The 21,766-nt window shown below is 38.4% G+C and carries 24 protein-coding genes and 1 tRNA gene; 22 read left to right on the plus strand and 3 right to left on the minus strand.

Annotated elements, in window-relative coordinates; translation table 11 throughout:
* Positions 1–54 precede the first annotated feature (54 nt).
* From AC3B5S_RS05760 to AC3B5S_RS05820, 13 genes are all read left to right on the plus strand, one after another.
* On the plus strand, positions 55–318 hold the full coding sequence (locus AC3B5S_RS05760) for a hypothetical protein (protein ID WP_489758113.1): 264 nt from the start codon (positions 55–57) through the stop codon (positions 316–318).
* On the plus strand, positions 311–607 hold the full coding sequence (locus AC3B5S_RS05765) for a hypothetical protein (protein ID WP_489790187.1): 297 nt from the start codon (positions 311–313) through the stop codon (positions 605–607). Before AC3B5S_RS05760 ends, AC3B5S_RS05765 begins: the two co-directional genes overlap by 8 nt.
* Positions 608–984: 377 nt before the next feature.
* Positions 985–1,548 carry an elongation factor P gene (gene efp, locus AC3B5S_RS05770; RefSeq protein WP_489758115.1) on the plus strand — a complete coding sequence of 188 codons (564 nt, stop codon included), beginning with the start codon at positions 985–987 and terminating at the stop codon, positions 1,546–1,548.
* Positions 1,535–2,353 (plus strand): PfkB family carbohydrate kinase, encoded by an 819-nt coding sequence (locus tag AC3B5S_RS05775; protein WP_489790188.1) that lies wholly within the window; start codon positions 1,535–1,537, stop codon positions 2,351–2,353. Before efp ends, AC3B5S_RS05775 begins: the two co-directional genes overlap by 14 nt.
* The gene (locus AC3B5S_RS05780; RefSeq protein ID WP_489790189.1) at positions 2,350–2,901 is read left to right on the plus strand and encodes an ECF transporter S component; all 552 of its coding nucleotides are present in this window, start codon (positions 2,350–2,352) and stop codon (positions 2,899–2,901) included. The genes AC3B5S_RS05775 and AC3B5S_RS05780 overlap by 4 nt, the downstream gene beginning before the upstream one ends.
* Before the next feature lie 4 nt (positions 2,902–2,905).
* Positions 2,906–3,595 carry a DUF6198 family protein gene (locus tag AC3B5S_RS05785; protein WP_489758118.1) on the plus strand — a complete coding sequence of 230 codons (690 nt, stop codon included), beginning with the start codon at positions 2,906–2,908 and terminating at the stop codon, positions 3,593–3,595.
* Positions 3,596–3,833: 238 nt separating this feature from the next.
* Positions 3,834–4,376 carry a citrate lyase holo-[acyl-carrier protein] synthase gene (citX, locus tag AC3B5S_RS05790; RefSeq protein WP_489769513.1) on the plus strand — a complete coding sequence of 181 codons (543 nt, stop codon included), beginning with the start codon at positions 3,834–3,836 and terminating at the stop codon, positions 4,374–4,376.
* A 217-nt stretch (positions 4,377–4,593) separates the two neighbouring features.
* On the plus strand, positions 4,594–5,382 hold the full coding sequence (locus AC3B5S_RS05795) for an alpha/beta fold hydrolase (RefSeq protein WP_489790190.1): 789 nt from the start codon (positions 4,594–4,596) through the stop codon (positions 5,380–5,382).
* 140 nt (positions 5,383–5,522) lie between these two features.
* Positions 5,523–6,704: an aminotransferase class I/II-fold pyridoxal phosphate-dependent enzyme gene (locus AC3B5S_RS05800; RefSeq protein WP_489758121.1), complete on the plus strand. Its 1,182-nt coding sequence runs from the start codon at positions 5,523–5,525 to the stop codon at positions 6,702–6,704.
* On the plus strand, positions 6,704–8,161 hold the full coding sequence (locus tag AC3B5S_RS05805) for a hypothetical protein (protein WP_489790191.1): 1,458 nt from the start codon (positions 6,704–6,706) through the stop codon (positions 8,159–8,161). The genes AC3B5S_RS05800 and AC3B5S_RS05805 overlap by 1 nt, the downstream gene beginning before the upstream one ends.
* Positions 8,158–9,141 (plus strand): glycosyltransferase family 2 protein, encoded by a 984-nt coding sequence (locus AC3B5S_RS05810; RefSeq protein WP_489790192.1) that lies wholly within the window; start codon positions 8,158–8,160, stop codon positions 9,139–9,141. Before AC3B5S_RS05805 ends, AC3B5S_RS05810 begins: the two co-directional genes overlap by 4 nt.
* 64 nt (positions 9,142–9,205) lie before the next feature.
* Entirely contained in the window at positions 9,206–10,468 is a 1,263-nt protein-coding gene (gene tyrS, locus AC3B5S_RS05815) for a tyrosine--tRNA ligase (protein WP_489758124.1), read from the plus strand.
* Between the two features lie 23 nt (positions 10,469–10,491).
* The gene (locus AC3B5S_RS05820) at positions 10,492–11,226 is read left to right on the plus strand and encodes a DUF975 family protein (RefSeq protein WP_489790193.1); all 735 of its coding nucleotides are present in this window, start codon (positions 10,492–10,494) and stop codon (positions 11,224–11,226) included.
* Between the two features lie 128 nt (positions 11,227–11,354).
* Here AC3B5S_RS05820 and AC3B5S_RS05825 read toward each other — a convergent pair whose 3' ends face one another.
* The gene (locus tag AC3B5S_RS05825; protein ID WP_489790194.1) at positions 11,355–12,014 is read right to left on the minus strand and encodes a metal-dependent transcriptional regulator; all 660 of its coding nucleotides are present in this window, start codon (positions 12,012–12,014) and stop codon (positions 11,355–11,357) included.
* A 96-nt stretch (positions 12,015–12,110) separates the two neighbouring features.
* Here AC3B5S_RS05825 and AC3B5S_RS05830 point away from each other — a divergent pair, with 96 nt between their 5' ends.
* The 3 genes from AC3B5S_RS05830 (at position 12,111) to AC3B5S_RS05840 (ending at position 14,758) form a co-directional block, all read left to right on the plus strand.
* Entirely contained in the window at positions 12,111–12,626 is a 516-nt protein-coding gene (locus AC3B5S_RS05830; RefSeq protein WP_489790195.1) for an HdeD family acid-resistance protein, read from the plus strand.
* 119 nt (positions 12,627–12,745) lie between these two features.
* Complete coding sequence (locus AC3B5S_RS05835; protein WP_489758128.1) at positions 12,746–14,596, plus strand: cation:proton antiporter domain-containing protein; 1,851 nt, start codon at positions 12,746–12,748, stop codon at positions 14,594–14,596.
* Between the two features lie 89 nt (positions 14,597–14,685).
* Positions 14,686–14,758, plus strand: a tRNA-Thr gene (locus AC3B5S_RS05840).
* A gap of 163 nt (positions 14,759–14,921) precedes the next feature.
* Here the strand turns inward: AC3B5S_RS05840 and AC3B5S_RS05845 are convergent.
* A complete protein-coding gene (locus AC3B5S_RS05845; protein ID WP_489769519.1) occupies positions 14,922–15,623 on the minus strand; it encodes a hypothetical protein in 702 nt (233 codons plus the stop codon).
* A gap of 171 nt (positions 15,624–15,794) precedes the next feature.
* Here AC3B5S_RS05845 and AC3B5S_RS05850 point away from each other — a divergent pair, with 171 nt between their 5' ends.
* On the plus strand, positions 15,795–16,466 hold the full coding sequence (locus AC3B5S_RS05850) for a hypothetical protein (RefSeq protein WP_489769520.1): 672 nt from the start codon (positions 15,795–15,797) through the stop codon (positions 16,464–16,466).
* Between the two features lie 19 nt (positions 16,467–16,485).
* Positions 16,486–18,033, plus strand: a complete 1,548-nt coding sequence (gene guaA / locus AC3B5S_RS05855) for a glutamine-hydrolyzing GMP synthase (RefSeq protein ID WP_489790196.1) — start codon at positions 16,486–16,488, stop codon at positions 18,031–18,033.
* Positions 18,034–18,103: 70 nt separating this feature from the next.
* On the opposite strand, the gene AC3B5S_RS05860 is transcribed toward guaA, so the two are convergent.
* Complete coding sequence (locus AC3B5S_RS05860; protein WP_489790197.1) at positions 18,104–18,652, minus strand: TetR/AcrR family transcriptional regulator; 549 nt, start codon at positions 18,650–18,652, stop codon at positions 18,104–18,106.
* A gap of 104 nt (positions 18,653–18,756) precedes the next feature.
* On the opposite strand from AC3B5S_RS05860, the gene AC3B5S_RS05865 reads away from it, so the two are divergent.
* The 4 genes from AC3B5S_RS05865 to AC3B5S_RS05880 all read left to right on the plus strand — a co-directional run bounded on the left by AC3B5S_RS05865 (position 18,757) and on the right by AC3B5S_RS05880 (position 21,675).
* Positions 18,757–19,404, plus strand: coding sequence for an HXXEE domain-containing protein (locus AC3B5S_RS05865; protein WP_489790198.1), 648 nt, complete (start codon positions 18,757–18,759; stop codon positions 19,402–19,404).
* Positions 19,405–19,409: 5 nt separating this feature from the next.
* Positions 19,410–20,063 carry an HXXEE domain-containing protein gene (locus AC3B5S_RS05870; protein WP_489790199.1) on the plus strand — a complete coding sequence of 218 codons (654 nt, stop codon included), beginning with the start codon at positions 19,410–19,412 and terminating at the stop codon, positions 20,061–20,063.
* Positions 20,064–20,158: 95 nt separating this feature from the next.
* Positions 20,159–20,512 (plus strand): iron-sulfur cluster biosynthesis family protein, encoded by a 354-nt coding sequence (locus AC3B5S_RS05875; protein WP_489790200.1) that lies wholly within the window; start codon positions 20,159–20,161, stop codon positions 20,510–20,512.
* A 230-nt stretch (positions 20,513–20,742) separates the two neighbouring features.
* The gene (locus tag AC3B5S_RS05880) at positions 20,743–21,675 is read left to right on the plus strand and encodes an NlpC/P60 family protein (RefSeq protein ID WP_489790201.1); all 933 of its coding nucleotides are present in this window, start codon (positions 20,743–20,745) and stop codon (positions 21,673–21,675) included.
* Positions 21,676–21,766 lie beyond the last annotated feature (91 nt).

Raw genomic sequence — 21,766 nt, forward strand, 5'->3', positions numbered from 1 at the left:
ATAAAAACAGCATTTATAATGTTGAAGAAATATCATTCGAGGAGGATTGAGAACATGGCTAAATATTTAAAGGGCTATGATGCTTTACTAAAACATAATGATGAAATAGCGGAACAATTAACAGTTGAAGATTTGACCAATTTCATAGAAATGACGTCGGATCATGGTAAATATGAGTACTCTGATGAATTATATTTGTCAGGTATGGTGGCTAATGAAAATTTTAAGTCTTTGTCTTCTGAATTTAATGAATGTGATTTATTGAAACATCAAAATGACAGTGAAATCAATGATTTGACAAGGAAGCGGTGTGAATAAATTGTCCAATTCTGAACCGATTATTAGATTTAAAAATTATAAAATTCATAGAATAGATTATCAAGTGATCGATCAACAGCAGTATAAAAAGGAGTTTGGGAAAGCCAATGTTAGGGTTGGGTTAGGTATAGGTAACAAAATCAAAGAGCATACAGGTGTTGTTCAAACTAAAGTTACTTTTGGTAATCATAGTGATGAAGAACTTTATCGAAAATGTTATTTAGAAGTTGAGGCTTTTTTTGAAGTTAGTGAGGAGCTAAAAGAAATAGAAAAAATATCTAGCTGTTAATGGATCTGCGATGCTTTATCCGTATGGTAGAATGATCGTGTCAATGATTACGTCCTTGGATGATTCTAGAGTTAAGCTGTTGCCAACGCTTAACTTTACGGATGCTTTTAAGGAATGGCATGAGTAGGTTTTTCAATTAATTTAAAAATAACGTTTCTGCAAGAGCTGTTCACAAGTGAAAATTGTGAACATTTTTTGTACTGTTGTTTTGGATAAGATTATAGGGGATTATTTTAGTTTTTGGACAATAATTTAAAGTTATTATAATTAACTGTCAACGTATAGAAAGAATCACGCTTAATTAATGGTTCTAGACTTAACTATTTGGCTAGATCTGCTACAATGATAGGTAATTAAGGATTTGGAGGAGAGACATTATGATTGAAGCAGTAAGTTTACGTGCTGGGATGACATTTATTCAAGATGGCAAATTAATCAAGGTAATGAAGGCTGATCATCATAAGCCAGGTAAGGGCAATACTGTAATGCGCTTGAAGCTTAAGGATTTGCGCAGTGGTTCAATTGTCGACACAACCATGCATCCAGATGTTAAATTGGAGCAAGCAGTTATTGATACAAAAGCGGCACAATACTTATACACGCAAGATGATGTAGCGGTGTTTATGGATTTGGAAACATATGATCAATATGAAGTTCCTTTGGCAATTATTTCCCAGGAAATGAAATTTTTAATGGAAAATATGGAAGTAAAAATTGATTTTTATGGTTCTGAGGTGGTTGGAATTAGTTTACCAACAACTGTTGTATTGACGGTGACGGACACGCAACCTTTAATTAAAGGGGCTACGGCAGCGGGTTCGAATAAGCCGGCAACAATGAATACAGGTTTGGTGGTCGCCGTTCCTGATTTTATTAATGTTGGTGAAAAACTGGAAATTAATACGCAAGACGGAAGTTATGTCAAACGTGCCAATAAGTAGACCAGATCAGCACTTCTTAGTAGCTGAAGATTGGTCCAGTTGGGGCAGTATGTCTTTGCAGGTAGCGACCACTGTCTTGCAAAATTTGGGAATACCTAGTGTCAGTTTACCAGTTAACATTTTGGCAACGCATCCAGGACATGATGTGCAGGCGCCTAAATTAGATGTGAGTCAATGGCTCCAGCAAGTGCTAACTTATTGGGATCAAGTCGCGTTTAGTGGTTTGGCACTTGGTTATTTGGGTACGAAGCAATTAGTTACTATTTGGCAAAAATATTTAGCAAGACATCGCTTGCCGTTAGTCGTGCTTGATCCCGCGATGGCTGATCATGGCCAATTGTACGGTTTATTGAATTATGATTATGTGAAGGCGCAACGCCAGTTATTACCATTCGCTGATGTTTTGACCCCCAATTTCACAGAAGCGCAGCTGTTATTAAATACTACAATTACGACTCCAGACCAATTAGTTCAAGCATTGAAGCAATTAACACAACAAATTAAAGGCAATCAAGTGGTGATTACCGGTGTTGCTAAGCAGGACAAGATTGGCTGCGCTTATCTCATAGCAGGAAAATTACAATATTTAGCGTATCCGAAAGCTCATCATTCTGTGAGCGGTAGTGGTGATTTATTTACCAGTATTTTGGCTGGTTGTTTACTACAGCAAATGGATTGGTTATCAGCAGTGCAAACAGCAACACGATTAACGACGAAGGCAGTAACATTAACACCAATAGAGCAAAGTGATGTCCAAGTAGCGACAATCGCGGCCGATTTAGAACAATTGAGGATGAGAAAATGACATCAAAAACATTACGGAAAACGATTTTTACCGGTTTGTGTGCCGCAATTATTTTTATTGGAATTAGTCTGTTTCGAATTTATTTGCCAGCACCAACGGGGCGGCCCTTTATTCATTTTGGCAATACTTTTGCGGTTATTTCAGTCATGTTGCTAGGCTTTCGAGCAGGTGCGTTAGCTTCGATGATTGGTCTGGGACTATTTGATATTTTCAATGGTTATGCGGCAACATCGTGGTTAACCATTTTGGAAGCTTTGATTTTAGCCTTTGTCACTTCCTGGGTCTTTAAACGAGTACATTATGCAACTGACAAGCGGATCAGTAAATTGTATGTAGTATCGTTTGCCGCGGGGGCTATTAAGTTGTTAACTTCTTGGTGTACGGGGATTATTGAAGGGTTAATGGTTGGAACGCAATTACACGTAGCGATGATTAATGCGTTTGTTAGTTTGCCAGCGACTTTGATTAATTCGCTCGCGACTTTTATCATAGTACCGTTAATTTATGTAGCATTGGAACGAACCTTATTGAAACGGATGAAAATATAATTATATGATTGAATTAGCTGATGGAACTAGAAGACGTCTTAAAAGTTCCGAAATGATTTTTTATTTGGGCTTTTCCATTATTTTAAATTCACTGGCCAATGGCTTAACAGTTGCTACTCATTTAGGTAGTGCTGTTTGGACGGCCTCAGCGGTTAATCTCGAAGGTCAGATTTCTTGGAGCTTAGGTACAATTTTGTTGGTTTATGCATTGCTGGTTCAGTGCTTAAACACCCTGATTAGTCAAAAATTAGATTTGACCATGTTTATCAGTAATATGTTGTTTGCACTGTGCTTTAGTTATCTCGTGCAATTTAGTAATCATTGGTTTACTTTATTGAAAGTTCCCCAATTACCATTAATTTGGCGCTTAATTCTCGATATTTTAGGTGTTTGCTTAATTGCCACGGCGGTGTCCGTATATCAACGTGTGAATGTGATGTTACATCCTAATGATGAATTTAGTTTTTTATTACGGTTTCATTTTTTTCACGGAAATGCCGCGTGGGGGCAAATTGTTAGTTATATTATTCCAGTATTAATTATGATTTATTGCTGGGTACGTTCAGGGCAATTGCAGTCCGTGGGCATCGGAACTTTGTTCTCACTGTTTTGCCAGGGTTTTGTCATTGGCTGGGCTGATCACCACATTTTTAGCAAATTACAGCACCGTTTTACAACTAAGCCGGCTGAATAAACTAACTGCAAAATGTTAGTGTAGTTGTCTATACCACTAATTTTTGCGTGCTAAAATTAGGACATGATGAGAAGTGAGAGTTTTGGCAATTAATTAGAGTTTTGATAACCTCTGAGACTTTTAGCCTTCCAAATTAATCATTAAAATAACTTGTGTCTTATGAACATTATGTTAAACTTAGCGCGAGTAAATTAAAGCATATCTGTAATTTCAGATAATTGATAAGGTGTAGTAGACGATGACAATACTTGACCACGGGACGCCGATTACATTAGCTGCCATGAAGCAGAATCAAATTTGGCGTACTCAACAACAAGCAACTCTGACAAAAAATTACCGTATGGATGTACTTTTAACAATTCGGTTGATAATTCCTGGCAATGTCAAGAATAATGAAGCTTTACGTAGAGTTTTTATTGCAGGTTTAAAAGAACTAGAATTAATTTGTTCCAAAGAACAACTGCCTATAATTTATTTTGAGAACTATTTACATCGACTGACAGGGCCAGAAGCTTTTTTGATTTTGTCAGAAAGCTCAGTGCTAATTAAACGGCGAATGGTTCGCTTTGAAGATCAATTTACTTTAGGCTGTTTATTTAAAATTGATATTTGGCCGTATGGTTCAGACAAGTGTTTATCACGGACCGATGTTGGTCGTAGACAACGACAGTGCTTAATTTGTTCGCAACCAGCTCAACAATGTTGTCGCGAGCAAAAGCATAGCTTAGAGCAATTAAAATTAGCAGTTGATCAGTGCTATTGGGCATATTTTGGTCAATAATTTTTAGTAAAAGTATAAGACTGAAGCAAGCAAAGTTAGTGTTCAAAAATGAACCATTTCGGCTTGTTGCAGTCTTATTTTAGTGGTGAAAATTATAGTGCTCAGCTTTTGTTCATCCGGTGGTGTAGTCTGCTATTTGGGACTTGAACCCCCTTCCAAAAAAGTGTAGTTTAAAATTAGTTAATTTTAATGCTGAACATTTTAGGAGATGCTTAGGATGTGGCTGACAACAAGTGACGGAATCCAGTTAAATTATCAAGTCCGTGGGCAGGGACCAGTCTTAGTCTTTGTTGCGGGTTATTCTGGAACGCAGTTAGAATGGCAACAAGAAGTCGATTTTTTTGTGCAACAACACTATCAAGTAGTGACGATTGATCAACGCAATCACGGTCAATCACAACGGACGCGGCATAATTTACGAATTGCTCGCTTGGCCGCCGATTTGGCGGAATTATTTGCGGCCTTGGACTTACATAATGCAGTTTTAATTAGTCATTCCATGGGCGCAGCCGTGATGTGGTGTTATGTTAGTTTGTTTGGAACGCAGCGCATAAAAGCGTTAGTTGATGTGGATGAATCCCCTAAAGCTTTGAATACGCCGCATTGGCAATACGGAGCTTTAGATCTAACTTGGGAAACTGTGCGGCAACAGCAACAGCGCATTTTACAAACGAAAATGACTTATCAACAAGTACCCACGTCGATTTGGCAAGCATTGAAAGCACAACAGCAGGCGCATCCATTTGATCCAGAATTAAATGCGCCCTTATTAACTAATCACTTGTTGCAAGATTGGCGCGATGTGATTGCTACCTGTTTGTTACCGCAATTATTTTTAGGTAGTGTGCATTCGCCGATTTGGCACCCCGGTTATGTCGACTTATGCTTGCAGTTAGCTCCCAAAGGTTATGCCCAGATTTTTCAAAATTCGGGGCACTTACCGCATTTAGAAGAAGCGTCGCAGTTTAATCAGTGGGTATTAACGTTTTTGCAAACGGTAGTTTGAGAGTTATTGGTTCAAAAGCGGGTTTAGCTGTATAATAAAAGCTTACAGAGTTTGCTAATAAGTTAGCAAGCAGAGTCTGATGGTAAAGAATTTCAAAAGACAACTAATTGTTCTAGGTAATCCAAGAAGGGAAGATTGACATGAGTGATTTAGAATCCAAAATGAGTACAGCTGCATTGCAGTTAAAACCACAAGATATTTTTTTGTTTAATGCTCAAGCTAATCAAACACCAGGCATTGTGAATATGACAGTCGGGGAACCAGATTTTATTACGCCCCAGCATATTCGTGAAACGGCTAGTCAAGCAATTTTAAATGATAAGATGCACTATACAATTCCGGAAGGCAAACCTGAATTAACACAGGCAATTGCGGACTTTTTAAAGACCAAATATGATCTACAATATGATCCCAAAACACAAATTGTCACTACAATTGGTGTGACGGAAAGTGTTTATACCACTTTAACAGCAATATTAAATCCTGGTGATGAAGTAATTTTACCGACACCTTGTTTTACTATTTATGAACCGGATATCTTATTAAACCAAGCAAAACCAGTTTATTTAGATACTTCACAAACTGATTTTCGGATTGATCCTCAAGTTTTATTAACGTTGTTACAACAACATCCGAAAGCTAAGGCTATTATTTTGAATTATCCGAATAACCCGACAGGGGTAACCTATGATCAACAGCAGCTACAAGCGTTAGCTGATGTGTTACGGCAATTTGAAATTTTTGTTTTGAGTGACGAAATTTATAGTGAACTATCTTATGATGTTCAACACGTTAGTTTAGCGAAGTTTTTACCGGAGCAAACAATTTTAATGAACGGTTTATCTAAATCGCATGCGATGACTGGTTGGCGCGTGGGCTATGTTTGTGGTCCCCAAAAAATTATGGCTCATTTGTTACATGTGCATGAATTAGTTACCACTTCCATTCCAGAAGTTAGTCAGGATGCGGCCATTGCGGCCTTGACAGCTGGTCAAGATGATACAAAAGCGATGAAAGTGGAATATCAAAAACGGCGGGATTACTTGTATCAACATTTAACACAGTTAGGTTTTCAAACTTCTAAACCGCAGGGAGCTTTTTACCTGTTTATTAAATTGCCAGCCAGTTTGCCGCAAGATGACGTCCTAGTGGCGCAAGAGTTAATTGCACAAGAAAAGTTGGCTTTATTACCAGGTAGTTTCTTCGGTTTAGGAGGTGCTGGTTATTTGCGGATTAGTTATGCTGCCAGCATGGAAAAAATTAAAACGACGGTCACGCGTTTAGCTGATTACTTGAAGAAAAAGGAAGGTTCTATTGCTTGATGGGTGCAACTTTCCAATCATGGATGACTAAAGTTTTAAAATTGGTTTTAATTGGCTTTAGTGGCTTGATGGTTGTCGGAGCCATTTTAAATAGTTGGACGCTGTTAAAAGAACAGGTAGGTACAGATCGGTGGCTATTGGTAGTGAGTTGGTGTTTGCTACTAGGCTTAATCACAGTTTGCACCTGGTTATTAGTCAAAATTCCCGATCAACCAATTAACAATTTAGTGGTGGTCACACTTTTATTAATTATTTTTGCGGGGCTTTTTTTAGCTTGGATTTATCAAACACCAACTAAACAATTTAGTGACTATCATAAATTTTGGCAATTGGGCGCTCAAGCAGTTCACGGACACCCGATTTATCATACTGATAACAGTTATTTTTCTAAGTGGGCTTATCAAACCGGTTTTTTAGTTTACGTAATGGGTTTTATTAAACTATTTGGTGTTAATTTGCGACTGTTTCAATGGTTCACGGTCGTACAACAAGTTGTGGTGCTAGCTCTAACTTATGTGTTGGCACAAAAGTTATTCCACCAAGTAACAATTAGTCGCCTTAGTGTATTTTTTATTGGGATTAATCTGGAATGGTGGGCACTGAACAATCGGGTGACCAGCCAATATTTGGCGTTAATCTTTTTCTTGTTGACCTTTATTCTGCTAATTGATGCTAGACCGTTTCACTGGTTAGCAGCGGGAATTTGCTTAGCACTCGGCAATGTCTTACGGCCCTTAGGGGTCGTCTTTGTGGCTGGGATTGTCGTATTTTGGCTTATTTATCGGTTGTGGACAGTACCAAGCAACTGGAAATCTTCAATAGCTCAGCTATTGGGTTTAGTCGCAGTTTATTTTTTGCTACTGGCTAGTTTGGGCTCCGCCATTAAATTATCTGGTTTAAACGCGTACGGATTAAGTAATCGCGATAGTGAATGGAAATTTGTTATGGGCTTAAATTATCCGACCGCTGGCGCTTACTCAAATGAAGTACGGCACCAGTTTAATTTACATGATAGCCGGCAAGTGATGTTACACAAAGAAAAAAATGTCACCCAGCAGCATATTCGTTATTTGAACAAGCATCACCTCTGGCTGAAATTATTTGTAAAGAAATTTTTTGTTCTATGGTCTAATCCGTCTAACACGCTGTCTTTTTCCCTTTTTGACCAAAATCATACGCCACGACATACTTGGTGGGTAACGATTATTGCTTACGGGATTAGTGTGATTGAGATGGGATTAGTGTTGCTGGGAGCTGTGGTATTGTGGTTGAAGCAGTCCAGTAATTCAAAGTTTAATCTCTTATTACTGGTGTTATTTGCCTATGTTTGCGCGCAACTAATCATCGAAGTGCAAGGGCGTTATCGCTTAGAGTTCGTGCCGATATTAGCGATCATTGCCAGTGTTGGTGTTAATCAGTTTTGGTTGGGGATAAAAGAGTCGAGGTGCGGTCAGTGAGCACAAATAAATTAAGTATTGTGGTGCCCTGTTTTAATGAACAGGCGGTTTTGCCACAATCCATTCCGGTTTTAAAACAAGTCTTACAAAAGCTGATTGTTCAACACCAAATTGCGATTGATAGTCAAATCGTTTTGGTAGATGATGGCAGTAAAGATCAAACTTGGTCGTTAATTGAACAATATAGTAATGCTGATCAAAACGTGACCGGAGTTAAGCTCAGCCGTAATTTTGGACATCAAGGTGCGCTACTAGCTGGTTTAAGTACTGTGGTGCATGATTCCGCTATGGTAGTGTCGATTGATTCGGATTTACAAGATGATCCCCAAGCCATCATTGAAATGGTAGATAAGTATCATCAAGGCTACGAAGTAGTTTATGGTGTACGCAATAATCGCGCTACTGATAGTGCGTTTAAACGTTCAACGGCCGAACTATTTTATCGAGTGATGAGTGTTTTAGGAGTTAAAATGATTCCGGATGCGGCAGATTTTCGATTAATGAGCCAACGAGCTGTTCAAGTACTATTAGATTATCCCGAACGCAATTTGTTTTTACGGGGATTGGTACCATTAGTCGGTTTTCAGAGTGCTAAAGTCTATTACCGACGGGCAGCGCGTGTCGCAGGGGAATCCAAGTATCCGTTAAGTAAAATGTTGAAGTTAGCTATTGATGGCATTACTTCCTTTTCAATTGCGCCGATTAAATTAATCATGGGTCTAGGCTTTTTTATTGTGCTAGTAGCCTTGTTATTATTACTGTATACTATTGTGCAGAAAATACGGGGCGCCGTGGTATCTGGCTGGTCGTCGTTAATGATTTCAATCTGGGCGTTAGGTGGCGTACAACTGATCTGCATTAGTGTGATTGGTGAATATGTGGGGAAAATTTTTCAAGAAGTAAAACAACGACCGCGTTTTACAATTGAGAAAGATTTGTACCATGCTAAAGAATCAGCTAACACAAAAGTAAAAAATTAGGGTCAATTTTCTAGTTAAAATTAGCTATAATGAAAGATAAATACTTGCTAAAGGAGTGAGGTTCGTGACTAAAAATATTATTGATGAATTAACTTGGCGCGGTGCCATTAATCAACAAACTGATGCAGAAGGTTTAAAGTCTTATGTTCAAGATCATCAGATTGCACTATATTGTGGGGTTGATCCGACCGGTGATTCGTTACATGTGGGTCATTTAGTAACTTTTATGATTTTAAAGAGATTTCAATTATTAGGTCATAAACCAGTGATCGTTATTGGCGGAGCAACGGGTTCAATTGGCGATCCGTCGGGTAAAAAATCTGAACGTGTTCTACAAACAATGGAGCAAGTGCAAAAGAACCAAGCGGCTTTAACTAAGCAGATGGTGGCTTTATTTGGAACTGATAACTTTGAAATTGTTAACAACTATGATTGGTTGTCAAAAATTGATTTACTCACCTTTTTACGAGATTACGGCAAATTATTTAATGTCAATACAATGTTGAATAAAGAGATTGTCTCTTCGCGCTTACAGGTAGGAATTTCTTATACCGAATTTACTTATCAAATTCTACAGGCGATTGACTTCTTAACGCTTTATCGCCAACATCAAGTTCGCTTGCAAATTGGTGGCGGTGATCAATGGGGCAATATTACCGCGGGCATTGATTTGATTCACCGAGTTGAAGGCAATGATACGCAAGTCTTTGGCTTAACTATTCCGCTCTTACTGAAAGCCGATGGGACTAAATTTGGTAAAACGGAAGGGGGCGCAGTCTGGTTAGATCCGAAGAAAACTAGCCCGTACGAATTTTACCAATTTTGGTTTAACACTGATGATCGAGATGTGATTAAGTACTTGAAGTACTTTACTTTCTTAGATCAAGACCAAATTTCGCAATTAGAACAACAAATGCATTCAGCTCCGGAAAAACGGGAAGCCCAACGCGTATTAGCTCAAGAAGTTACCCGCTTTGTGCACGGTCAAGCGGCTGTTGATGAAGCAGAAAAAATTTCAGCTGCCTTGTTTAGTGGAGATTTACTTGCTTTATCTGCGCAAGAAATTGAACAAGGTTTTAGCTCGGTGCCATCAGTGAGTGTTACTGGTCAAATTAGTAACTTGGTGGAATTTTTAGTTGATCAAACTCAAATTGAACCTTCAAGACGTCAAGCTCGTGAAGATATTCAAAACGGAGCAATTTATGTTAATGGTCAACGTCAACAAGACGTTAACTATGAATTAGATCCAACCCAGGCGTTTGATGGGCGATTTGTGATTATTCGTAAAGGTAAAAAGAAGTACACTTTGGTTCGCATCCAAGGGTAGTTAGAAAGTATAGGTAAAAAAGATTGCGACTTCCCCAAAATATTTATGAAATTAAGCGTCAAGCCCGTCTCAATTTAGCGAAACATTCGCGCAGTTGGTTGTATTTAGGATTAGTACCAACTCTAGTATTAATATTGATTATTTATTTAATTTTTTGTTTAGCCGTAAAAATAACTAATCAATTACCTAGTGGGTTAGATTCACAGCAATTATATCGTGTTGTGCAGCAGTTCGTTAGTGCCAGCCCTAAATTATTATGGTATAGCCTTGAAGCACAATTAGCTTACGCTTTAGTAGCGATTGGCACTCAGTTCGCAGCTTTAAATTGGACGCGTGGTCTGAATTATAAAGGCGGCGTATCGCAAAGTTTACAAGTCTTTTCGGGAGTGTATTTCTTTCGCGTTTTGTTTTTATGGTTGATTTGCTATGGCATTTTTGAATTAGGTTTGCAACTATTATGGATTTTCGGGCTTTATTTTAGTTATGGTTTACGTATGGTTTACTTTATCCTGAAAGATCTTTCTCAAGTTCAAAAACTATCTTGGACCCAGACTTTGAAAACTCTTTGGTTTAGTTGGCAAATGATGCGGGGCAATAAATGGCGGTTATTTATGTTGGATCTGAGCTTTTTAGGCTGGGATATACTGAATGGTTTAACTTTCGGGTTGACTAACTTATATGTAGCACCTTATAAAGCAGCTAGTTATGCCGCCTTTTATCAAGATATTTTGGCTGTTCGCATGAAATCTCAATTTTAGCTGAATAATAAGTAACAAAAAACAATACCAGAAAGGACCATTAGTCTGAACTGGTATTGTTTTTTTGTGTTCATTGTATGAAGTGCGCCGAGGAATTTGAAGAAATACTTAATTGATAAGCAACTTACTCATAGTTCATTAACTGGTTCGACAAAAATGTAATTAGCTAATTTTTGACTTAAAGAAATCTTTTGTTGCTCATCAGTAATGATTAAAACTGAATGATCAAAGCTGGAGTGTTCCGTAACGGTAATGACTTGGTTTAATTTTAAGCCTAAGCTAGCAAAATGTGCCAAAAAGTCGCGATTATCAAAAATCCGCACGATTTTGACGGGCAGATTAGGTTTCACCTGACTTAAAATGAGATCATCGGCATCGGTTTCGCCTTGACCATTGCCCGGAATGATACCGCCGTGTGGACACTTTTGTGGAAAGTTCAAATAACGATTTAAAGCAGCCGTCATTTGGGCATCAGTCGCATGTTCTAAAGCATCGGCCTCCGGATGAACTTCCACTAATGGATAGTGTAATTTGTCAGCTAAAAAGACTTCCCAAAGCCGATGCTTCTGGACTAACTTTTCTGCTAAAGCTTGACCTTTGGCAGTTAAGGCAATGGAATTATATGGCGTGTGCTCGATAAAACCATTTTGACTGAGGGTCAAGAGCATTTCAGTAACGGATGGGGCACTAACATTCATCATGGCTGCCAAGCGCTTATTCGTAACTTTTTGTGCGCTTTGCTGTAATTCAAAAATGTTTTTTAAATAATTTTCTTGACTGGGTGACAAATTCTTGCTACCCCCTATAATTTAGGATACTATGCTCATTATAAAGTGTTCGTAAAAAACGTGCAATTTAATTTTAAAAATCGAGGCGAATAGTTGATGAAGACCCGGAAGTTTGATTTCTTTAGTCTAATTATTGGAATATTTTCTTTGTATGTTGGCTACTTGATTATGAGCCATCCTCTGACCGGCTTATTGTCCATCATTGTCGTAGTTGGTATTTTTGCGTTCGTGCGTGGCATTTATCAATTATGGTTAAGCTATCGCTTGAGGAAAGTGACAAAGCGACAGACGGGGTGGTTAATTTTTGCAGCCATTGTAGATATCATTTTGGGCATTATCTTCTTATTCAATTTACCATTGGCAGTTTCTACTTTAATTTATATTTTTGCCATTTGGTTTATTGTTGATGGTCTGGCAGAAATTAGTATTGCGCCTTTATACCGTACTATGGGCAAAAGTTATCATTGGCTAATTATTGGGCTGGCAATTTTGAGTATCGTTGCGGGCGTCAGCTTATTATTTCGCCCAATGTTAGCTGCCATATTGATCGTGGCGTTGGCGGCAACTTATTTCTTTGTCGCTGGTATATTAGAAATCGTGGAAGCTTTTTAAATTGTTAATGAGACTACCGACAGTTGACAATTCATAGTATAATTAATGCTGTCAATTTTGCTGTTTCAGCAAATCATTGATGGTACTACATATTAGTCAACAGAGGGGTAGTTATTAGCATGGATCTTTCATTAGTTATTGTGGCGTTGGCGGCTTTTTTGACACCAACGATTTTGGCGCGGTTCAAAGTTTCTTTGATACCGTCTAACATTGCGGAAATTATTGTTGGAGTGATTTTAGGCAAAAGTTGTTTGAATGTGATTCACATTAATTCCGTTTTAGATACGCTCGCTACTTTGGGAACCATCATGTTGTTGTTTTTAAGCGGGATGGAAATTGATTTTTCATTATTTAAAAAACCGGAACCGACCACCACTTTAGAAATTAAGCGGGCCCAAACAGCAGACAATGTCTCACCATTAAAAACGGCAGCCATCGCTTATGGCTCAACGTTAGTGGCTTGTATTGTTTTAGGGATTTTATTTGCCGTGGGTGGCTTGTTTAAGGACGTTTTCTTATCATCAATCCTATTTGCGACAGTTTCTCTAGGCGTCATGATTGGAATTTTAAAGGAAAACAATTTATTGGGTAATACTTATGGTCAAACGTTATTATTGTTTGGTGTATTAGGAGAAATTATTCCCTTAATGGGGTTGACGATTTTCTCAGCCATTAAAGGTGGCCATGGTACGACTTTGTGGTTATTGTCCTTAGTTTTTCTAGCAGCAGCCTTTTTGTTAGCACGTTTTCGGAATTTCTTTAAAAGTGTCATTAAGCTCAATAAATCGACGACACAACTAGATATGCGCTTTGCCTTTTTGGTAATTATTATTTTGGTAGTGCTTGCCATGTCGGTAGGGGCCGAAAATATCTTGGGGGCCTTTTTAGCAGGAATTGTGATCAAACTTTTGGAGCCACAGAAGGCAACGGAAGTGAAGTTGAATGCCATTGGCTACGGCTTTTTAATTCCCTTTTTCTTTATCTTAACGGGAGTTAAGCTGAATTTGATAACATTATTAAGTTCGAAAAAGACTTTAATTTTGATTCCACTATTATTAGTGGCCTTCTTAGTAGCTAAATTACCAGCTTATTGGAGCTTCAAACGTCTATTTTCTAAGTCGAACGCGATCGCGGGAACGTGGTTAGTGGAAACGACGATGACCCTAGTGATTTCCGGCGTAGCCATTGCGCAAGATATTCACGCTTTAACTAGTCAGCAAAGTGGCGCTTTTACTTTGGCGGCAATTATCACTTGTTTACTGGGACCGTTATTGTTTAAGAAATATTACCAACCCCAAGAACAAAAAGTGACGAAGACGAATGTGCATATTATTGGCACAACTGCGTTGGCAGTAGCTGCCGCTCAGCAATTGCCGAAAGAATGGTATGAAGTGGCGCTTTATACCAACCATCAGGATAGTTATGACACATTTAAAGCTAGTTATGACATTACTTTACTGCCAGACTTAGATGTTTCCAAATTAATTGCCGCAGGCATTTTTGATACTGATATTTTGGTGATTTCACACATTCATTCGAATATTAATTTTCAATTAGCGTTAGCGGCTAAAAAATATGGTGTCCCGCGAGTCTTGGTTCGATTAGATAATCCAGATCCTGATAAATCTGGCACGATGGCCCAAGAATTGACGCAAGCTAATGTTGAGTTCTTCAATACCTTTGATGTGGGCGCAGGCGTTTTGCGTTCAGCCATTGAATCTTCACGAATTTTACCGTTAATTACTTCGAAGCATTCACGTATCTTTGAATTTAAATTGGTTAACCCTAATTTTGCTGGAACAACAGTGGCGCAATTGCCGAAAGATGTGGTGGTCAGTCGCATTATTCGCAACGGCAAGCCGTTAATTCCACATGGCGAAACGTTGTTGCAGCAAAATGATCACTTAATTTTGACGGGACCATGGGAGTCGATTGTAAAATTACGGACGACTTTAGGTGAACAGAATTAAGGACACGGAGATAAAAATAAATTTGCGATAAATACAAATTGGGCTTGGCAAATAGGTAATTGTTTGCTAATATAAATAAGTGCTCAATTGCCATCTTAGCTCAGTAGGTAGAGCGCCACCGTGGTAAGGTGGAGGTCGTCGGTTCAAACCCGATAGATGGCTTATTATGTAATAGGATGAGATTTTTGATCTCATCCTATTTTTGTATTTAAAAAATGCAACTCCTAACTTAGTTGAGCGGGGCTGGATTATATAAAAAAAGATTGCAACCAAAGTTGTTTCAAACTTGGTCACAATCTTTTTTAAACGGCATCAATTTAACTAATTATTTAAGCACACCGATACTTAACTTCTTACCTTGAACAACAGCGGTTACTTGGTAATGATTCAACTTCTGATTTTGTTGTTGTCCTTTATTACTTTTAGCTTTTTTAACGAGGTTATTCAAGTCAGCCCGTTTGATCTTCAACCCACTGGCAAAAGCATTGACGTTAGCTTTGACTTCATTACTCTTATAATCGTTGAAAGTTAAAGCAACCCGATAGAGGTTCGTTCCATCACTGAGCATTTTATAAGTCGTTGTTGGACTAAATAAAAGTTCCATTGGTTGATTTAATTTTGGCAATTTAGCAGCCATCTTAGCTTGAAGTTGCTTTGAATTATTAAAGTTATTAGCAAAATCTTGCAAGGATAAAATTTTCTTCGGCTTTTGCACCGTTACTTTAATTGGCTTTTTCAAAGCTTTGCTTTGACTAACTTTCACTTGACGCTTTTTAGTTGCTGCTGGTAAAGAGATCGTATACTTATCGTTTTTGACAGTCACACTTTGCTTAGGATTATCTGCAACTTGGTAATAAACTTTGCTACCTTTGTTGGAATTACCTGTAATTTCTTGTTTAAAAACTTTAGTGCCCGTAGTATTGTGTGCGCTAAAGGGCTTATTATCTGCGCTATTATTTGAATTTGAGCAGCCTGCTAATAAGAATGCAAAACCTGCCACAGCAACAGTTAATTTTTTATTAAACATTGTTGTTCTAACCACACTTTCATTTTATTTGTTAACAATCACATTATAGCAGTTTTTCACGTTTAGTCCTATGATGAGTCACAAAACTTTTGACTTTGATAATTAAGTTGTAGTCGCGACTTTGATAATGGTATAATTCGCTAAGGATAACTGTTACAAATGGAGAATAATATGAATGTTTTAAAATCACCAACTTTACGTGGAATTTGGTATGTCATCTGGTTAATAATGGTTGTAATTTCGCAGCATTTGGAACAATTAAGTATTGGTAGTAAGTCGATCCGTTGGGCTTATGCCGTGCTTTTTTTGATTGTTTCAGCATTTTTTTTGTTAATGATGGTCGGGCGCTATCGCCATGAGCAGCTATCGTTTGAAGGGTCAGCCCCCAACTTATTCGAAGGATTGGGGTTGTTTTTTGGCTTTGTGACTTTTATAGCGCTCATTATTGGTATTTTCTTATTCCTGATTAGTTATTTAAAAGCGCAAGGGCGGTTACCATCATTAAGGGTCTCCTCGGACTATCTGGATCGGGGACTGTTAGTTTTTTGGTTTGACTTGTTGGCCTCTGCTTTTATAGTGGCTGTGGAACAACAATTTGTTGTCACGGGCTTTTTCTTTAATTATTTCTTTCGAGAAAATACTTTAACCAATGCTTTATTAGGCATTATTATTAGTGGTATTTTGTATGGACTACTGAACATGGAAGTCTTTCATTTTATTAATTTCTTTATTTACTGTGCAATTGGTTGTTTATTAGCCGTGGTTTATTTAGCGACACAAAATTTTCAGATTAGTTTGTTATTAGGAATTTTTGTAGCTATTTTACGAGTGATTTTGATTTAAAAAAGGGAGACGTGATTGCATGACAGAGTCGAAGCAAGTTGATAGTATTTTAGTTTTAGATTACGGTAGTCAATACAATCAATTAATTACCCGGCGGATTCGTGATATGGGGGTTTATTCCGAGTTATTACCACACACCATCAGTGCGCAGGAAATCCAGGCAAAACAACCGCAAGGTATTATCTTATCTGGGGGTCCCAATAGCGTTTATGATCATGATGCTTTAACGATTGATCCGCAAATTTGGCAATTAGGAATTCCTATTTTGGGAATTTGTTACGGTATGCAATTGATGATGCATGATTTGGGGGGGCAAGTGCAAGCCGCAGGCAAACCAGAATATGGTCGGGCGCAAATTAAAGTGGCAGATACCACGAATTTATTATTTGCTGACTTGCCCCAACAGCAATTTGTTTGGATGAGCCATGGCGATCGGGTGACCCAAATCCCGGCAGAGTTTACGGCAGTAGCCGTGAGCGATAGTACCCCGTTTGCCGTAGTTGCTGATACCCAACGTCAATTTTATGGCGTCCAGTTTCATCCGGAAGTGCGTAATAGTGAGTATGGCTTGGAGATTTTACGCAACTTCACATTTCAAATTTGCCAAGCTACGGCTAATTGGAGCATGCAAGATTTTATCACTGAACAAATTGCTAAAATTCGTGCCACAGTGGGTAAGCGCCGAGTATTATTAGGCTTGTCTGGCGGCGTTGATTCTTCAGTGACTGGTGTCCTGCTACATAAGGCCATTGGTTCACAATTAACTAGTATCTTTGTCGATCATGGTTTGTTACGCAAAGGTGAAGCGCAGGAAGTAATGGCGAGCTTAGAGGGTAAGTTCGGTCTGAATATTATTAAGGTTGATGCCCAACAACGGTTTATGGACAAATTAAAAGGTGTTACTGATCCAGAGCAAAAACGGAAAATTATTGGTAATGAATTTATTCAAGTTTTTAATGATGAAGCACGTAAGTTAGATGGCATTGATTTCTTAGCGCAAGGTACTTTGTATACTGATGTAATTGAAAGTGGCACTAACACGGCGCAAACAATTAAGTCCCACCATAATGTCGGTGGTTTACCTGAGGATTTGCAATTTACCTTGATTGAGCCCTTGCGGACGTTATTTAAAGATGAAGTGCGTGAACTCGGCGAAAGATTAGAGATGCCCCACGATTTAGTTTGGCGGCAACCGTTTCCCGGCCCCGGACTGGGAATTCGAGTTTTGGGAGAAGTCACGGCGGATAAACTCCAAATTGTGCGGGACAGTGATTGGATTTTACGCGATGAAATTAAAAAAGCGGGTTTGCAGGAATCAATCTGGCAATACTTCACCGTGTTACCAGGTATGCGCAGCGTTGGTGTGATGGGTGATGGACGCACATATGATTATACTGTTGGTATTCGCGCAGTAACTTCCATTGATGGCATGACAGTCGACTTTGCCCAAATTCCGTGGGCCGTGTTAGCCAAAATTTCTACGCGCATTACGAACGAAGTCGCCCACGTTAACCGCGTCGTGTATGATATTACTTCTAAGCCACCAGCAACGATTGAGTGGGAATAAAATTTGTTAATCTGTTGAATAGAAAAGGCAATGTAATCAGTTATTTTTGATGACATTGCTTTTTTGATTATTAAGTCAGATGTTGTTTAATATCTAAGGCAATTTGCACCATTTCAGTGGGCGACTTGGTAGCACCGCGGTTTAACCAATTAATTAACATCGCAAACATACCCCCAATGGCAAAATTTTGTAAATAACTGGCGTTGTCCGTGGGAAGGTTAGCTAAGGCACTCTGTTGTAAATTATCTAACCAAGAACGTTCTAATAAATGAAGTAATTTATTTTTTTGTAAAAGTAACAAGACTTGGCGATGTTGTTGCCAAAAGTTAAAAAAGTAAAAAACAATTTCAGTAAACTGTTGGTGATCTTCTTGGGCTAATTGACTGAATAAGGTACAAGTTAGCTGGTTCAAATAAGTCGTTAAAACATCTTCTAAAGATTGAAAATAATGGTAAAAAGTCCGGCGGGCATAACCAGCTTTGTTGACCACATCAAGGACTCTTAAGGAGCTAAAAGAATGATCTGTTAATAAAGCTAACAATGCGGTGATAAAATCGGCCTGTGTTTGACGGGCTTTAGTAGTTTGTTTAGCAAGATAAATTGGCTCATTATTTGACAATTGTGCAATTCTCACTCTCATTGGATTAAGTTACTATGCAAAATTATTTGCAGTTATTATAATCTAAAGTGACTAGCTAAACAATAACGAGTGAGGCATCAGAAATGAAGCGATTAGTTCAACATTGGTACCAATGGGCAGTTTATGTGGCAGGTTTGTTGACTGTCATTTTGGTTTGTGGCGACTGGACATTGCTGCAACAAACGTTATTGGCTTCTTTAGTAGTTTTACATCTACATTTTTATGAAGAAATGGGTTTTCCCGGTGGTTTTCCCTGGATCGGGATGAAAATTGAATTGCATTTAACTGATGATGATTCTCGTCAGTGGGATTTAAATCAAGCTTCATCATTTTTTGGCAATGAATGGTTCGCTGTGGTCGTGTACCTTTTGCCATTATTTGTACCACAAGTTCACTTTTTAGCCTTGGCAGCAGTGATTTTTGCTTTTGCAGAAATTGCGATGCACCTGTTTTATTTCAATTGGGCCATGAAAGTTTGGTATAACCCGGGCTTATTAACTGCATTATTGGGACTATTACCTATTTCGGTTAATTATTTATGGCGTGCGATCCCACAGGGGCAATATTCATGGCTCGACTTAGTAATGGCTGTGATTTGGATTGCCTTTAATTATTGGGTCGCTTTTCGTTCGCCAATCTATAAAAAATTAGGATCACTGAAACAATATTCTTTTACTACTGAAGAAGTGAACCGTGCGCAGTATTATATGAAGAAAATGAATAAGGAGTAATAGCAATGAAATTTTTATGTCGACACTGGCAGCACTTAGCTACAATAATGTTTGTGGGATTGGCGTTTTATATGGGTTTTTGGGGTGGCCGTCAATTAAACACTCTGCAAGTTTTTATGATTATGAGTTTGATGGCTTTATTAGCGCACCAATCTGAAGAATACATTTTGCCTGGTGGCGCAGCCTTAGTGATTAATTTAGGAATTTATCATGAGCCGCAGAATTATCGCAATTTCCCGGGAAATACTTTATCCTCCATGTTAGTTAATGTCATTTCATGGTTGTTTTACTTGTTAGGAATAATTTTTCCCCACTGGATTTGGTTAGGACTAGGGATTATGTTCTTTAATTTGATTCAATTACCCGGGCATGCTTTGATGATGAATAAAGCGTTAAAGACGTGGTACAATCCGGGCATGGCTACCGCGATTTGTTTGTTAATGCCAGTCAGTGTGGGCTATTTCATTTATATTGTAGAAAATAACTTGGTGGTGCCATTAGACTGGTTGTTAGGCGTTGGAGTATTGATTGTGGCAATGGTTGCAATTATTGTTTTACCAGTGCAGTTACTCAAAAATCCTAACTCACCATACAAAGTCGCAGATTGGCAAGTGCAACAATATCGTAAAGTTAAAGCTTTTGCTAGCTGGCAAAAGTAACTCTGCTTAACAGATTATAATTCTAATTGCTTGGCAATTCTCCGCTTTTTAACTATCATAATCAATGAGGCTCAAAGGAAAGGGAGTTAAGTAGAATGTTTTTACAAGTTGATTCAGCTGCACAAACTAAATTGCAACCGTATTTGGATGATCCAAATGCTTTGATACTATTAAACTTTGATGACGGAGTAAGTGATTATTCGCATACGCAAGCTAGTTGTACCTTAAATGTGAACTTTAACTTGACTGTGATTCAAAAGAGTGCTGATCATCATGATTTTCAACAGACGTTAACAACCTCGGTCGGCGACTTTTTAATCAAATCTTATTCACAGGACTTTTTAGACGAACAAATGCAATTAAAAGCTACCGCCGGTGGTGTTTTACAGTTGACCGGGTCGCATGCTGGGATGATTGCTAGTCGCGTACCAGTTGTCGATGAACGTTAACATTTAGGAGTACCACTTACTTAATCTTAAACAAAGTACGTGTGATTTTTTAATTACGCGTATTTTATTTTTTAAATAATTGCGACTATTGCAACACTGATGGAAATTGACAAATTGCTTTGTAGCATCTTAAGAAATTCTTAAACATTTTGCTTCACATTTGGCACAATTCGTTGTAAATTAGTATTAGTAAATTACAACAGGAATTGAGTGGAGATAAGGGATGATTTATGGTGAAACAATTAAATAAAGTTTTAGCAGCTGGTACTTTGATGGCGGCTGGTGTAGCGGCGGTAACGACTCAAACTTCACCGACTAAAGCTGATACTTACAATGCCAAGATTGCCACAACTAATGCGCAAACGAGTACGGTTAATTTATATAATAACCAAGGGCAAGTAATCCCTAATCGACAACTACCGGCCAATACGCAATGGCGCGTTGGTAAAGTTGCTTATTTTCAAGGTGGAAGTCAAAACTTACAAAATGTTTTGATGTATCAGGTTGCACCTAACGAGTGGTTACGCGCTCAAGATAGTTCTTTAAACGTCACGCCCACTAACGTAGTGACTAAGAATTTGGATACCGGCGTGACAACACCAGTCAGCCCAACACCAGTTACTAATGCTACTAGTGTGACCAATACTCCTGCTACCACTGCTACGCCAGTTAATAATGGTGATGTAGTGACGACGGCTAAGAGTATGTTGGGTTACTTCAATTATGGCGCGACTCATGGTATTAGTAACATCGGTTCCGTGGCCAATCCCAATCCTAATGGTGTTACTGATTGTTCTGGTTTTGTTTGGCTAGCTTTAGCCAAAGCTGGTTATCGTGTTCCGGCTAATATGGGTTGGTACACACAAACCATGGAAAACGATGCTAAAGGTGCTCACCAATATTTACAAGCGATTGATCCTAGTCAAGCTCAAGCAGGGGATATTGTTATTGTTAATACCAATGATGGCTTTGGACAAAATGGACATACTGCGATCTTAGAAGGACCGTGGCAGAATGTGACACCTGGTAGTAACATGACACCAGTGATTCAGATGGGTGGTCGCACTACTGCTAAGGGTGTTAATGAAGATGGCTTTGCTACGTCATTTTTGAGTTTATTACAAGGTAATTATACGTTAACGATTGCGCGGCCAATTCGTTAAAATTGCTAAAATATTGGAAATTAATCAACCGAATAGTAATAATCTTCACTACGTTGGTGAGACAATCTTCACTACGTTGGTGAGACAAGGT

This window comes from Bombilactobacillus sp. ESL1094 (assembly GCF_058107425.1).

Coding starts and splice junctions, on each gene's coding strand:
- AC3B5S_RS05795 (WP_489790190.1), top strand. CDS start 4,594: ATGTGGCTGACAACAAGTGACGGAATCCAGTTAAATTATCAAGTCCGT.
- AC3B5S_RS05780 (WP_489790189.1), top strand. CDS start 2,350: ATGACATCAAAAACATTACGGAAAACGATTTTTACCGGTTTGTGTGCC.
- efp (WP_489758115.1), top strand. CDS start 985: ATGATTGAAGCAGTAAGTTTACGTGCTGGGATGACATTTATTCAAGAT.
- AC3B5S_RS05785 (WP_489758118.1), top strand. CDS start 2,906: ATGATTGAATTAGCTGATGGAACTAGAAGACGTCTTAAAAGTTCCGAA.
- AC3B5S_RS05760 (WP_489758113.1), top strand. CDS start 55: ATGGCTAAATATTTAAAGGGCTATGATGCTTTACTAAAACATAATGAT.
- AC3B5S_RS05805 (WP_489790191.1), top strand. CDS start 6,704: ATGGGTGCAACTTTCCAATCATGGATGACTAAAGTTTTAAAATTGGTT.
- guaA (WP_489790196.1), top strand. CDS start 16,486: ATGACAGAGTCGAAGCAAGTTGATAGTATTTTAGTTTTAGATTACGGT.
- AC3B5S_RS05830 (WP_489790195.1), top strand. CDS start 12,111: ATGAAGACCCGGAAGTTTGATTTCTTTAGTCTAATTATTGGAATATTT.
- AC3B5S_RS05875 (WP_489790200.1), top strand. CDS start 20,159: ATGTTTTTACAAGTTGATTCAGCTGCACAAACTAAATTGCAACCGTAT.
- AC3B5S_RS05870 (WP_489790199.1), top strand. CDS start 19,410: ATGAAATTTTTATGTCGACACTGGCAGCACTTAGCTACAATAATGTTT.
- AC3B5S_RS05880 (WP_489790201.1), top strand. CDS start 20,743: ATGGTGAAACAATTAAATAAAGTTTTAGCAGCTGGTACTTTGATGGCG.
- AC3B5S_RS05845 (WP_489769519.1), bottom strand. CDS start 15,623: ATGTTTAATAAAAAATTAACTGTTGCTGTGGCAGGTTTTGCATTCTTA.
- AC3B5S_RS05865 (WP_489790198.1), top strand. CDS start 18,757: ATGAAGCGATTAGTTCAACATTGGTACCAATGGGCAGTTTATGTGGCA.
- AC3B5S_RS05850 (WP_489769520.1), top strand. CDS start 15,795: ATGAATGTTTTAAAATCACCAACTTTACGTGGAATTTGGTATGTCATC.
- AC3B5S_RS05800 (WP_489758121.1), top strand. CDS start 5,523: ATGAGTGATTTAGAATCCAAAATGAGTACAGCTGCATTGCAGTTAAAA.
- citX (WP_489769513.1), top strand. CDS start 3,834: ATGACAATACTTGACCACGGGACGCCGATTACATTAGCTGCCATGAAG.
- AC3B5S_RS05835 (WP_489758128.1), top strand. CDS start 12,746: ATGGATCTTTCATTAGTTATTGTGGCGTTGGCGGCTTTTTTGACACCA.